General features: G+C 44.3%; 14 protein-coding genes. All 14 read right to left on the bottom strand.

Going from position 1 to position 14,017, the window contains the following annotated elements; translation table 11 throughout:
* Positions 1–200: 200 nt before the first annotated feature.
* On the bottom strand, positions 201–755 hold the full coding sequence (locus HUU58_07200; protein NUN45454.1) for a hypothetical protein: 555 nt from the start codon (positions 753–755) through the stop codon (positions 201–203).
* 800 nt (positions 756–1,555) lie between these two features.
* Complete coding sequence (locus HUU58_07195) at positions 1,556–2,677, bottom strand: serine hydrolase (protein ID NUN45453.1); 1,122 nt, start codon at positions 2,675–2,677, stop codon at positions 1,556–1,558.
* A gap of 602 nt (positions 2,678–3,279) precedes the next feature.
* On the bottom strand, positions 3,280–4,182 hold the full coding sequence (locus HUU58_07190) for a nuclear transport factor 2 family protein (GenBank protein ID NUN45452.1): 903 nt from the start codon (positions 4,180–4,182) through the stop codon (positions 3,280–3,282).
* Between the two features lie 19 nt (positions 4,183–4,201).
* On the bottom strand, positions 4,202–4,396 hold the full coding sequence (locus HUU58_07185) for a hypothetical protein (protein ID NUN45451.1): 195 nt from the start codon (positions 4,394–4,396) through the stop codon (positions 4,202–4,204).
* Positions 4,397–4,602: 206 nt separating this feature from the next.
* Positions 4,603–5,772, bottom strand: a complete 1,170-nt coding sequence (locus HUU58_07180) for a beta-lactamase family protein (GenBank protein ID NUN45450.1) — start codon at positions 5,770–5,772, stop codon at positions 4,603–4,605.
* A 161-nt stretch (positions 5,773–5,933) separates the two neighbouring features.
* Positions 5,934–6,392 (bottom strand): nuclear transport factor 2 family protein, encoded by a 459-nt coding sequence (locus tag HUU58_07175; protein NUN45449.1) that lies wholly within the window; start codon positions 6,390–6,392, stop codon positions 5,934–5,936.
* 59 nt (positions 6,393–6,451) lie between these two features.
* Entirely contained in the window at positions 6,452–7,726 is a 1,275-nt protein-coding gene (locus tag HUU58_07170) for a sigma-70 family RNA polymerase sigma factor (GenBank protein NUN45448.1), read from the bottom strand.
* Between the two features lie 9 nt (positions 7,727–7,735).
* Positions 7,736–8,086, bottom strand: coding sequence for a hypothetical protein (locus HUU58_07165; protein ID NUN45447.1), 351 nt, complete (start codon positions 8,084–8,086; stop codon positions 7,736–7,738).
* 85 nt (positions 8,087–8,171) lie between these two features.
* Positions 8,172–8,795: a LysE family translocator gene (locus HUU58_07160; GenBank protein ID NUN45446.1), complete on the bottom strand. Its 624-nt coding sequence runs from the start codon at positions 8,793–8,795 to the stop codon at positions 8,172–8,174.
* A gap of 710 nt (positions 8,796–9,505) precedes the next feature.
* Positions 9,506–10,000: a class I SAM-dependent methyltransferase gene (locus tag HUU58_07155; protein ID NUN45445.1), complete on the bottom strand. Its 495-nt coding sequence runs from the start codon at positions 9,998–10,000 to the stop codon at positions 9,506–9,508.
* Positions 10,001–10,114: 114 nt separating this feature from the next.
* On the bottom strand, positions 10,115–10,777 hold the full coding sequence (locus HUU58_07150) for an ABC transporter ATP-binding protein (protein ID NUN45444.1): 663 nt from the start codon (positions 10,775–10,777) through the stop codon (positions 10,115–10,117).
* Positions 10,778–10,787: 10 nt separating this feature from the next.
* Positions 10,788–11,066: a hypothetical protein gene (locus HUU58_07145; protein NUN45443.1), complete on the bottom strand. Its 279-nt coding sequence runs from the start codon at positions 11,064–11,066 to the stop codon at positions 10,788–10,790.
* Positions 11,067–11,098: 32 nt separating this feature from the next.
* Positions 11,099–11,593, bottom strand: coding sequence for a GNAT family N-acetyltransferase (locus HUU58_07140; GenBank protein NUN45442.1), 495 nt, complete (start codon positions 11,591–11,593; stop codon positions 11,099–11,101).
* Positions 11,586–13,994: an ABC transporter permease gene (locus HUU58_07135; protein NUN45441.1), complete on the bottom strand. Its 2,409-nt coding sequence runs from the start codon at positions 13,992–13,994 to the stop codon at positions 11,586–11,588. The genes HUU58_07140 and HUU58_07135 overlap by 8 nt, the downstream gene beginning before the upstream one ends.
* Positions 13,995–14,017 lie beyond the last annotated feature (23 nt).

Genomic DNA, 14,017 nt, shown 5'->3' with positions numbered 1-14,017 from the left:
CAGTTACCCGTAAAGTGACGAAGAACTTATGAAGGCGGCGGTTTCCGAAGCCGTTATTTTCCAATGTGGATGAACGAAAAAACTAAACTTCATATCAACCTGTCACCTGCAGCTGACATAAACACGGTGTGGGTGGTTGTGTGGCTTTCTCGTTATCTCATTTATTATCCAACTCTCAAGTCATTCGGCAAGCATTTCCTTCAATCGATCTTATTTACTTTACTGCAATACATATACCAATTCCACTCCCAAGTCTTACCATTGTCGCCCGAAAATGCTTGACTCCAAATTGGATTTTCTTTGTCTCTAACGTCCCAACGGAATACGACTAATATGTTGCGCCCGTTAAAAATGTCCTTTGTAAAAAAATGAGCAATATTGTTTTCAAATGAACCTAGAACCGGCGGTTGTAATACACCTTCGTTAGAATCAGCCCAGTAGATGCTCCATAGTTTTGTCTTTGGATTAAACAGTCTGATGGACATTCCCTCAAATGGTACGCCGTCAAATGTTGCAAAGAAATTGTCAATATTTCCTAGTCCGTTTAAAACCTTATACATGTCCTGAGTTGATTCAAACTCTGCCCACTCTGTACAATTGTTTAATCGTGTTTTTAATTTCTTATTTTTAAGTTTCCATTTACCCTGATAAAAATCAAAATCATTTTTGGAAGAAGTCGGTGATGCTGTGATTACCAACTCTCCGTTGTCGTCAAAGCTTATTTTGGGTATCTCTATAATTTCTTGATTTGTCATACTCTTCAATGATCCATACGTTTTAGTAAGAAAGAAAAGTGGTAAAATTAACGACATAATGTATCATGTTGTTATTTTAGTTGCTATTTGTTTTACATTTTTCGTCTTCCCAACGCAAATCGTTATTAGTAGAGCTTCAAACCGTTAAGAGACGTTAAGACGTGCGATTTTAGTAAGAATATCTTTCAATTTTCTATGCGGCTTTGCTAGGCATTGTATTTATCGGTCATTTCGGTACGGCAAACCTACGAAATGACCTAGGATACGTTCCCGCAGAGACGCCAAGGCACAAGAGGTTTATTAAGAATATTTTTCAGTTTCTCTTAGCGGCTTTGCGAGAGATTGGTTTTCGACTAGTTGTTTCATCTTCAAGAGAGCTTCACTCCAAAACTCGCCCGAAGGTTTTTTGCTTTTCTGCGGGTATATTATCTATTAGTAATGGATAATTTTAAGGTTCATGCCTTTTCCAATTGATCAAAAGTCCATATTCTATCATCAGGTAGTCCATCAAAATACTTCATTGAGAATGTTGTTGCCAAACGACAGCTCTATGTTTAAAAGCATTCTTTTGCTTGTTCGGGGTTGGCTAATGCGTTCCAAATATTAGGAGGAGAGGCATTTTATAACTAAAGATGGTTTTGTAATCAATTTCTTGTTCGCATAGTTTTACTTTACTGTGTGAAAACGGATTTGGCGTTAGCGACGCGTGAACAATAAAAAAAATCAGCTCACAACATTGGTTCAAATATTCATTTTAATAGCCAATGTTGATCATATAGTATGGTTTTGTCTTTACGATATTAACGATTAGCCTTCTCAAGTAAGTTTAGTTCTTGGATTAAACTTTTGCAGATTTCTGTACTCCATGCGTTATTGTTAGGACCGGTGTCTTTTGCCCAAACAATAATTTTATAACCATTTTTTAGGAAATAAATGCTGTTATTGTGCATCCAATCACCTCTTCCGCGATGCCTGATTTCCAGAACATTTTCTTTGGATTGAACAATTGCCCATCCATAAGCAAAAGATAAAATAGTATCATTTGTGTTGCTAAGTTCAAATCTAGGTCGAAACAGTTCTCTTAAAGAGATTTGATTAAGTAGTTGTCCACTATTAAGAGCAATCATCATCTTATAAAGATCTGCTGTATTGCTGCTTATTCCAGCAGCGCCTTTATTGTTCCAATTCTCGAGAGTTTTTCCATCTCTGAATATTTTCGGATAAAACGGGTAGTATTTAGCTGAATCATTCACCGGATCTACGGCAATATCGTCGCCTCCCCAAAAACCTGAATTAGTCATACCGGATTTGGTAAACACAGCATCTCTTATATACGATTCGTATTTTTTGTTTGAACTTAACTCAATTATTGCTGCAAGGAGAATGTACCCGTCATTGGTGTAATTAAACTCCTTTCCCGGTTCAGAAATCAGTTTTTGAGACAGAATTTGCTTAACAGCCAACTCCATATTTTGTTCACCTTCTGCAATAAAATCACTTGGCAAACCTGATAAATGAGTAAGTAATTGTTCGATCGTAATATTTTTTTTGTCTGATGGAACGTTTTTTAAAAACTTAGTAATGCTGTCCTTAACGGAAAGTTTTCCATCTTCTTGTAGTTTTAATATTGCGATAGCGGTGATGGGTTTTGTGTTGGATGCAATCCAAAAAGTCGTATTTGAGTCATGATTGTTTTTGCTTTTCCCATAAGCTCTATTCATGATTATATCAGACGAGTCGGCAAAAAGTACAACTCCAACAAAACCTTTATCGACAAATGGAGTTATTATTTGATGCAATTTTAATATTAAGTCCGCAGTTTGGGCTTGCTTATTACTTTCATTTTTTTTCGAATTATTTGAGTTACACGCGCAAAGTATGAGGAACAAATAAAGTGCGCTTAGTTTGAATATTTTACTCATATGGATTTAACTTATAGTCTTATTGTTTACAATGTAATATGCATATGTTGTATATGTCTCTACCAAATTGAATGATGCTTTTTAGTGTATTCATACACTCCTAAGTTAGGCTTATTGTGTGAATTTAAATTTAATAAAAGCGGCTAATGTTTTTTTAAGTCGCATAGCGTTTTGGTGTTTTACAAGGAGTTAAGAGGCTTTTAGTTTTTTCTTATTCTTTTGATTTACATGCGAAAAAATGAAATGTGTTTTTATTTCTTATTTATCTCATGAATTTACGGAATAGCCTGATTTTTTTATGTTTCTAGAATTCTCGTAAAGTAGGCGACGTACGTATGAAATGAATTCGTTTCTAGCTGTTTTGGCGAGAACTTGGTTTTTATCGGTCATTTCGATACGGCAAACCTACGAAATGACATAGGATACGTTCCCGCGGAGACGCCAAGGTACAAGAGGTTTATTAAGAATATTTTTCAGGTTCTCTTAGCGACTTTGCGAGAGATTGGTTTTTATCGGTCATTTCGACACGGCAAACCTACGCAATGACCGGGATGTAGGACACGTTCTTGCCGAGACGCCGAGGTTAAAAATCAGCGACAGTTTTATTTTTTGACTTCCGGTGAAGGATCGGTGAGATCCAGTGTGATTTTCCATTGGTTTTTTTCGTTACGTTTCCAGAAGCGCACGTAGTGGCCCTTTTCGGAAGCCTCGCCGCGTCGGATAGTGTACGTCCCGTACGTGTAGCCGAGGTCACCGGAAGCGGCTACATCGCCGCCGATGGGTTGGGATTCCCAAGCGGTGATCCCGCGCAAACGTGCTGCGATCGTATCGCGATGGGTCGTGGGCAGGTATTCATTGCGCTGCAAACGTGCATCGCTTGATAGCGCTTCGAAAAACGACGGGGCCGAGAATGACGCTGCCGTCGAGCGGCCCAGCGCGGCATCGCGTTGGATCAGTTCGTCCCGTACGGCATCGAGCTTAGCGACGGGGGTAAACGATCGGACTTTATCGGCGCCCGGCGGGTACTGCAAAGCGTAGGTGTATGTCGCCGGTTTCGGATTGGATGTACCGATGTCGAGTACGACTTTCCATGTGCCATCAGTTTGTTTTTTCCATACCGATGTGAAGTATCCGTAGCCGCCGGACTCCGTGAGCGGGCGATATTCCTGTATCTCCCAAGGACCTGTCGTAAAACCAAAATCACCGGAGGCGGCGATGTCGGCAAACTCCGGTTCCCATTTGAGTAAAAACGGCGCGGGTTTGCGCTTTTCCCATAATTCTTTGCCATTGATGGGGCCATTGCGAAACATCAGCGCTTTATCGGCAAGATTGTGAACGAAGGCATTGCGCACACCTTCGGCGGCAGCCATTTTGGCAAAACTGCGCTCGGCTTCGACCAGGGGTTTGAGCGGCGATGCCGAGTCGGGTTCCTGCGCTTTGATTTGTAGCGCATAGGTCAAAACAAAACTCAAAAAAAGAAGGATGGTTTTGAAACAATTTTTCATGGGACATACGGGGTTAGATTTATAAAAAAATACGTTCGCGCAGTTTGGTGATCGTCAGGATCATGCCGGCGACCAAAGCGGCCAGGGCTATTTCGGATAACCAGGCGACACCGATCATCGGCAGTACCGTTAGTAAAAGCAAAGGCATGATGAAAAATAAACTCATTTTGAAAATGAGTACATACAATTTTTGAGATTGTGTTAACCACTTCACGATAGAGCCTTTCCTGAAACTTTGTAGAATAGACTACGGATGCGATCGTATTAGAGATATACGCATACAGAGTAAAAAGTTTCAGAAAAACCGAGTTTAGAGGCTCTTCAGTCTGAGCGAAGCCGAAGACGGATTTTACTAAACTTGGTCATGGTTCGACTCCGCTCACCATGACGTAAATGAGTCATTCCGATAAGCGCATTATTTTATTCGGATAGTTTTAATACCATTTTTGCAAAATCATTGAAGTTATCGGTTTCGTCCTGAAAACTTTGGTGGCTGATCATCCGAACGGCGACGATTTTGGTTTTAAAATCCACGATGATATAGTTTCCTAAATACCCGTCCGCCCGATAGGTCACATGACCGCTAAATTCTTTTTTGCGCAGTCGAAGATTGGCGCCGAGCGTAGTATTGATGTATTCCCAGGGATTAGCTCCGAAAACGGTGAGTAGTTTAGCGTAATAGGCATCGTTGCTAGCGTACGTTCCTTGCATGGCCTTGGCTTTTTGGACAAAGTCCTCTGCGACGCCTGCTTTCTGAAGTTCGCGCACGATCTCATCATCAACGATGGAGGTCGTTTTTTCGTAGTCAATCCACCACAGTATCCCGTAACCCGGATACGGCTTGCATGGTGTGATCACTTCCTGTATGTATTTTTCAGCGATGATGGTTTGGTTATTGTATTTTCCGTTATTGAGCAAAAGAAGTCCGATTTTAGCGAAGTCGCCGGGTTTGATTTGGCATCCTGACATGACGTGCGGGTTACCTGCGCTGTCCAGCGACCAACTGAATTCCGTGATGCCCAGTGGTTTGAAAAGGCGTTCGCCGATATACTGATCCATACGTTGGCCGGTGATTTTTTTGATCACGCCGGCCATAAGGTTTAGTGATTTGTTATTATAGGACCAGACTTCGCCGGGTTTGGATGTTAATTCCGCGGCCAGCGCAAGCTGTACGAAGTCGGGGCTCGGATAGATTTCAACGGAAGCATTGGGATGATTTTGCAAACCGGATGTCATATTGACTAAATGCCGCACCGTGATCGCTTGTTTTTGGCCTTGCCGCCATTCCGGATAATATCGGGACACGGGTTCATCCAGACTAGCCAGCGTTTGATCGGAGAGCATGCACGCCACGGCCAAACCGACAATACTTTTGGTGCAGGACATGCTTTCGATTTTGGTATCGGCCTGTCCGATGCCGAAATATTTTTCGGTAACTAGTTGGTTGTCCTTATAGACGATCACGGCTTCCGAATGCGTCTGTTCGGCTTTTTTTAAAAGCACGTCCAGTTTGTTTTTATAAATAGTTTGCCCGTGCACAACGGAAACCAGAATCCAACTCCATAACAACCCGTACATCGCATTTTTCATAATTCATTTCGTTTTAGAATGCCATCAACACGTCGGAATTACGTGTTACAAAGTGTTACCACCTCAAACGTAAATCCGTAAACAAAAGTTTCATCGGCATGCGTGATGCGTGAAGCGTAAAGCTGCGTCGTATGCCGGATTAGTACTAAGAGCCTGAAAAATCAGTTCGTCGTTTTTGTTTCAAAATTATCGTAATACGTGAAGTCTTTGCTAATCAAGCCATTCTCAATCGTAAAAACGGTACAAATCGGTAATTGAAACTTGGTGTTATCGGGCGCCGTCCCGGTAGAAACAAACTCAACGATGATATGTTTATCGCCGGAAGGGTAGGTCTGAATGATTTCGTCTTTGACATCGGGGAACATCGTACTCAATTCGGTATACTTTTGAATGATTTGTTGCCTTGTTTGTTTTACGATACCGGGTCCCAGCGAAGGATCTTTAAATTCGGATACCTCCGTGTACATGCCCGCCATTTTTTCCCATGCGTGATTATTAAAGTATTCATAATACTGCCGGACGATTTTTTCATTCTCCGATTGTACCGAAATTTTCGGCTCGGGGCTGTTGCATGCTAAAAGCAAAACTGATGCGATTAAAATTTTGATGTTATGTTGCATAGATATTTTTCTTTCGAAATGATATGGTGGATTGATCGCGAGCGCTTACTAAAATTAAACTAAACTAATTTTTCTAAACGATCGTTTAGCAAATGTTTTTCCGCTTCGCTGATCGGGCATTGGATAGCGCGGGTTAAGGCTTTGCGGGCGGAGGGTTTGTCATCAAGGGCTTTGTATAACTCGGCGTACGTGGCATGCAAATACGGATAATCGGTCAGTGCCTCGTCAATGCCTTGCTGCTGAAGCCAGGCGAGCGCCGTTTGAGGCGATTGGGATTGGCAAAGTGCGATACCTCGCTGGAGCCGGATCACGGGATGATCCTGCGTTTGCAAAAGCAGATCATACAACTGCACGATGCGATCCCAATTGGTCGCGGCAAAACTTTCGGCTGTGGCATGGCAACCGGCGATACCAGCTTCCAGATGATACCGTGTGATCGTCGTACCGCGTGCCGAGGCGTGCAGATGCGTCAGGCCTTTGAGAATCATTGTTTGATTCCACAAACGGCGGTCTTGTTCGGCCAGCAAAAGAATATGGCCGGTGGCGTCGGTACGCGCATCGGTACGTGCGGCGTGCAGGTACATCAGCGCCAGTAAGGCCTGCGTGGCGGGGGTATTGGTGCGATTATTTTGTAAAAGCATTTCCCCCAACCGTATTGATTCGTCCATCAGATCTTGGCGAATCACCGCATCGGTGCGGGTCGTATTATAGCCTTCATTAAACAGCAGATAGATCACATGCAAAACCGAGTCAAAGCGTTCCGATATCCCGTCATCGGGGATTTCAAACCGAATACGATGTTCCCGCAAAAGCTGTTTGGCGCGGTACAGTCGTTTTTGAATCGTTTCTTCGGATGTCAGGAAGGCGCGTGCAATTTCTTTGGTACCCAGACCGCACAGCGTTTTGAGCGTCAGAGCGATGCGGCTTTCCTGTGGCAACATCGGGTGGCAGCAGGTAAACATCAGGCGGAGTTGGTCGTCGCGGATTTCGTGCGGCAGAAAAAGATATTCCATACGCGTTGCACGGGTCCATGCACTGGATAACAGCGGGTCGGTATCTTCCGGTAATTCGATTTCGCGGCTGCGGCGACGGATCAGATCCAGCGCACGGTTTTTGGCTACCTGCATAAGCCAGCCTTCGGGATTTTGCGGAATACCGGCGCGCGGCCAGATTTGCATCGCCTTGAGCAGCGTATCCTGCACGACGTCTTCGGCCAACGTGATATTATGACTGCCGAATAATCGCGTCAAAACGGAGACCATCTTTCCCGCCGAATTACGAAAAAGATGGTCTACCAAAGACTCTATGGATGGATGATTTTCGCCGACACTCATGCTGGGTTATTATGCGTGCTCCATTTCCTGAACCTGGCGTATCTCGACCGTGGCGCCGTCAAACTGAAAACTGGGGCACACTTTGGCCATGTCGCATGCTTCGTCGATGGATTTGGCTTTGACTATAAAAAAACCGCCGACCAATTCTTTCCCTTCGGCAAAAGGTCCGTCCGTGATGACGCCTTTGGCGCGAACGACTTTGCCTTCCATAACCAGCGGTTCGCCGCTGACATAACGTCCTTCTTTGGTCAGTTTTTCCACCCAAGCAAACCACTGGCCCATGTGCTGCTGGATCTCATCCGGTGACATTTTGACCATGGCGTCATCGCCACCGCGGAAAATCATCATGTACGATTGCATACGTTGTACCCTTTCGTTTGTATGAATTTAATGTGCTACATATTAATGACGAATGACGGATCGGAAATCGGACATGTAACCGGAATTATTTTTTTCTTTGTAAGGCCAGGCGAATACCCAAAACGATCATGGCCAATCCCGTGAAACGATTGAACCATGAAGCATTTTTCAGGCTTTGTTTGATCCACACCCCCGCATACGATGATACAATAGCGACAAGAATATTGACGATTGTTCCGCTTGTATTAAAAAATAAGCCTAAAGAGGCCATCTGAAAACGCGCCGACGGATCATGCGGATTAACAAATTGTGGCAGAAACGCTACGAAAAAAAGAGCTACTTTCGGATTGAGTATATTGGTGATCGCTCCTTGCCTGAATATTGCCCATAAAGGCATGGATCTTACAGTTTCTCCTTCGGCCGGAGGACCTGCATTTAGAATTCGGATTCCTAAATAGATCAGATAACCACTGCCGGTGTATTTGATGATATCAAAGGCTAATGGTACCGTTTCCAAAAGCGCGGTTAAACCCAATGAAGCGGCGATAATATGAAAAAAACAACCTGCAAAAATTCCAAGGGAAGAGACGACGCCGGCTAATTTACCTTGTCCAATACTTCGTGCTATGACGTATATCATGTCCGGCCCGGGTGAAAGATTGAGTAATAGCGTGGCCGTGAAAAATAAAACAATATCAGATGTTTCCATAATTTGCCTTTTTGATTTAAATATCTAAAACAGAACGATTTAAATATAGCATTATCACTAATGTCGAAGCGATGTTTTGAATATATTTTTTTGAAATATTGCGATTGGTTGTATTTATTGGCCATTTTGATACGGCATGTCTATGCGATAACTAAGTTGAGTGTCTATTCGAAATACGTTCTCGCTAAGACGCTAAGAAATGAATGTACAAAAAATGTCTTGTAACCTTTGCGTCTCTGAGAGAATAGTTTTTATTTTTCATTTCGATACGGAATGTCTATGCGATGACTAAGTTGAGAGTCTATTCGAAATACCTTCTCGCTAAAGACGCTAAGAAATGAATGTATAAACAATGCCTTGTAACCTTTGCGTCTCGAATGTATAAACAATGCCTTGTAACCTTTGCGTCTCTGCGAGAATAGTTTTTATTTTTCATTTCGATATGGAACGTCTATGCGATAACTAAGTTGAGAGTCTATTCGAAACACATTCTCGCTAAGACGCTAAGAAATGAATGTATAAACAATGCCTTGTAACCTTTGCGTCTCTGCGAGAATGGTTTTTATTTTTCATTTCGATACGGCACGTCTAAGCGATGACTAAGTTGAGAGCCGATGTGAAATAAGTTCTTCTAAGAAACCAAGGCCCAAGGCGATTTTATTGAGACTATCTTTTTTTCCTCTATGCGGCATTGCGAAGAGTGATTTTCATCAGACAGAATTTCGTACAAGAAATTGAATTTGCATCGAAGTTGCGCTCTGTGATTGGATTAGCCAGCCGTTTTCTTGAAGAAAGTGAGTTGCTTCCGTCGTTGATATTAAACGTAGAGTCTTTCCGTATCCGAAGCGCAGATAATTCCAAAATACCGGCGGGGCAAACGTTATCACCATCGGCGCACCGGGTTTGGTTACACGTTTTATTTCAAGCAGTACCCTCGGGATATCGTTGATATACTCGGTGACCCCGATACACATCACGGCATCAAAAGTATGATTTTCTTCTGCGATGGCATCCAGTGAAGCGATTCGAATTTCAGTGCGTCCGGAATGTTCTATATAGTTTGCCATGGATGGAGATTGATCTATGCCCATGATTCGAACCTGAGGGTGTATTTTCAAAAGTATTCGCGTAGCATTGCCATCGCCGCATCCGGCATCCAGTACATAGTCATCGGGTCGAATCGACGGTTGGAGAAGCTTTATCAAAGCGGCGTTCTCTTTATTTAAAAAATACCCAAAAGGAAATACATGCCGGAACCTGGCATACAGAAGCGCTTTGATTTTCCAAAACATAAAATAAGAATATGTGTCAGCGAAGTATTATTTCTGAATGAATCCGTCTAAAAGATTGATGATACGATTTCCGTACGCCGCATTTTTTTCAGAGTGGGTGACCTGAATGATCGTCGTGCCTTCCTGATTGAGTTTTTTGAAAAGTTGCATGATCTCTTCGCCCTGGGCGGAATTGAGATTGCCCGTAGGTTCGTCGGCGAGGATGACTTTCGGTGCGGTGATCACCGCACGGGCAATGCCGACAAGTTGTTGTTGACCGCCGGATAGCTGGCTGGGGAATAGATCCTTTTTACCGACGATATTAAAACGATCCAAAATATCCGCGACCAAAGCTTTGCGTTCCGAGCCGCTCGTTTTTTTGTACAGCAGCGGTGTTTCGATGTTTTCATAGACGGTCAGTTCGTCGATAAGATGGTAACTCTGAAAAACAAATCCGATGTGATTTTTATGCAATTCGGTTTTTTGGCGTTCGGATATGCGGTGCACTTCCTGATCCAAAAAAAGATACTCGCCTTTGGTCGGTTCGTCCAGCATACCGAGGATATGCAGCAGGGTGGATTTGCCGGAACCGCTCGGCCCCATAATGGAAACAAATTCGCCGGGCTGAATGGTCAGGTTGATATCCCTGAGGACATAATTTTTGATGCTTTTGTTTTCGTAATACTTTTCGATGTTTTTCAGCGTGATCATGATACCTCTATCAATGGATTAAAGTGCCGGGGGTGTGCTTTTCGCGGAACATCACTTGTACGGTTTTATCCGTATAAGCGCCGATCTGCTGAAGTTGCCAATTAGGATCGTAATTTTCAACCAATCGTTTGAGGCACAGTGCACGATCCGCTACGGGTTCATTGCAATCCTCCCAAGCAAAAATTTCCACGCGGTAATGCAGGACTTGTTTTTTTCCGTTGATCCGGCATTCGACTTCGATGCGGTCTTTGGAGTTGAGTTCCGGCAATTGGATAACGACTTCAGCCATGGCATATCCTTTCAGTTTTTATGGCATTGTGGTCAAATATCTTTGATATAAAAACGATCGCAACTGTAGTGGCCGGTTTGTCCCATCGCTTGAGGAATGGAACGAAACCCGTGCTGTTTATACAAATGCTGTGCTGCGTCCATGCCGGTCAATGTTTCGAGATAACATTGTTTATAACCGAAAGCCATGGCGCTTTGCAGACAAAGCGTGATGATCTTATGTCCGACGCCGCGTCCCCGCAAGCCGGGAAGAAAATACATTTTTTTTAATTCGCATACGTTCGCATCTCCGCCCGCCAAAGGAGCGATGCCGCCACCGCCGGAGACGACGCCATCGGCTACGACCACGAAATAAGCGCTGCGCGGGCGTGTGTAAGCGGCGAACATATCATTGACTTCGGCATCGTGTATGGCAAAACCCGGACCGTCGGCGCCAAACTCCGGCATAACCGTGCGTATGATGGATGCTAAAGCCGTATTATCGCGATTTTCAATTGCGCGTATTTCTATGGACGAAACGTTATTCATACTTCAATGCGTTTACGGGGTTAGACAAGGCGGCGCGGATCGCCGTATAGCTTACCGTCAGCAGCGCCACGGTCAATGCAATCACGCCCGACAGAATAAATACATCAGCGCCGATGTCAATACGGTAGGCAAAATCCTGCAGCCAGCGATTCATCACGTAGTATGCGATCGGCACGGAGATGACCAAAGCGACGGTAACCAATAAGACGAATTCTTTGCAGATCATGCCGATGATGTGACCTTCGGATGCGCCGAGTACTTTGCGAATACCGATTTCTTTAGTGCGCCGTTCGGTGGCAAAAGCGGCAAGACCCAAAAGCCCAAGGCAGGCAATAAATATAGCCAAACTTGAAAACGTCGTTACGATCGTGCCGGCGCGCTCTTCCGTGCGATACAGGTTTCCGAAATCTTCATCGAGGAAGGTGTACACGTACGGTTCACCGGGCTGGAATTGATTCCACACCTGACCGATGGATTGTATGGTTTCCTGTAAATGATCCGGTTTTACGCGAACCGCTAAAAATGAAGGTGCCGGAAAACCCGGAGGATTCATAAAAATCGAAATCGGGCGAACCGGATTGCGTAAAGATTGAAAATTGAAATCCTGCGTGACGCCGACGATTTCGTATGGCGGAGAACTAAAACGCGTCAGACGTTTGCCGAGGGGTTGCGGCATATTCATCAGACGGACAGCCGCCTCATTGATAATGATCGCAGAGGAATCCGAAGGATGTTCCATCGAAAAATCGCGGCCTTGGGACATGTTAATCCCCATAGTTTTAAGAAAGTCGAAATCGGTTCGCACTTGCCAAAGGAGATACGGTTCATTGGACGCATCGCCTTCGATCTGAAATGCGCTGTTGCCGGTAGGATGCCCGGGTAAAGTACTGGTGAGCGATGCGCTTGCGACGCCGGGTGTGCGCAGGACGGATTGTTTGAAGGCATCACCTTGTTTATTCATTTGCCATACATTATGAATAACGAGGATCTGTTCTTTTTGGAAACCCAGATTTCGGTTTTGTACATACTGTAGCTGTTGGTAAACGATGATCGTGCCCGCGATCAGGATGATGGATACGCAGAATTGAAAAACAACAAGGACGTCACGCAGTCTGCTATTTTTTACGCCGGAAGCGATCGCTCCTTTGAGTACGGCGATCGGTTGGTAAGCCGTGAGGTAAAACGCCGGATAGGTGCCGGCCAGCACACCGACTAAAAGTACCGCCAAGGCAAGTCCGATACCAAGCAGGGGATTGGTTGCGATTCCGATATCAAGCGATTTGCCTGAGAGTTCGTTGAAAAATGGCAGTGCCATTTCAGCCAAAAGTACGGCGATGATCATCGCCAAGGTCGTGATGACCAGCGATTCGATCAGAAAGAGACGTATGAGCTGACCGCGTTCGGAGCCGAGTACTTTGCGAATGCCGACTTCTTTGGCGCGACCTGCGGAACGTGCGGTGGCAAGATTCATAAAATTGACACACGCAACGAGCAAAATAAAAATAGCAATGCCTGAAAAAATATAAACGTACGTAATATCCCCGCCGGGTTCTTGTTCATTTTCAAGATTGGAATACAAATGGATGTCGCGGATCGGCTGCAAATGATAAGCGTAGGCGCCGCCTTGCGAAAAAAACTGTTCAAAGGTCTTATTAGCGTATCGTTTTAGCTCAGGCCCGCCATAACGCATGACCATTTCATGCATCTTGGATTCGACGCTGGTTGTGGATGCGCCGGGTTTTAATCGTGTGTACGTTGAAAAATTATTGCTTAGCCATTGCGTACTTTTCCCCTCCTCACGGTTGGTGAGGCTGGCCAAAAAATCAAAATGCAAATGCGCGTTGCCGGGTACATCATTATACACGGCGATGACCTTGTAATCGGTTTTGCCGTCAAGCCGCAGGACTTTGCCGATCGGATTTTCGTCTGAAAAATATTTTTTGGCCATACTTTCCGACAGAATAATCATATTGGGTTGGTCAAAATTTTTGACATCGCCGTCGCGAACGGTCACACTAAAAATATCCAGCATCGTCGGATCGGCAAAATACATACGCTCTTCATTAAAGATTTTTTCCCCGTAACGAATCGTAAAATTTCCCGGACTGTAGAGACGACCGGCCGTTTCGACTTCAGGGATCTCCTTCATCATAGCGGCCGCCAAAGGGCTATTAGTAGTTACCGTGACAAAGTCTTTGTTGTTGATGCGAGCGTTCAGATAAACGCGGTACAAACGATCACCGTTGGCATAATGGGTGTCGTAGCTCAGTTCGTCGCTGATAAAAAGTACGATCAATAAGCAACACGCCAGACCGACGGCCAATCCCAAAATATTGATGGCCGAATAGCCTTTGGCTTTGAGCATATTGCGTAAAGCGATTTTGATATAATTGGTCAACATGCGCATGTACTCCTGAATATATA

It is taken from the genome of bacterium (genome assembly GCA_013360215.1).
Lineage (GTDB): Bacteria > CLD3 > CLD3 > SB21 > SB21 > JABWCP01.
Note: the sequence above shows the minus strand (reverse complement) of the source record. Positions and strands in the feature narration are given on the sequence as shown.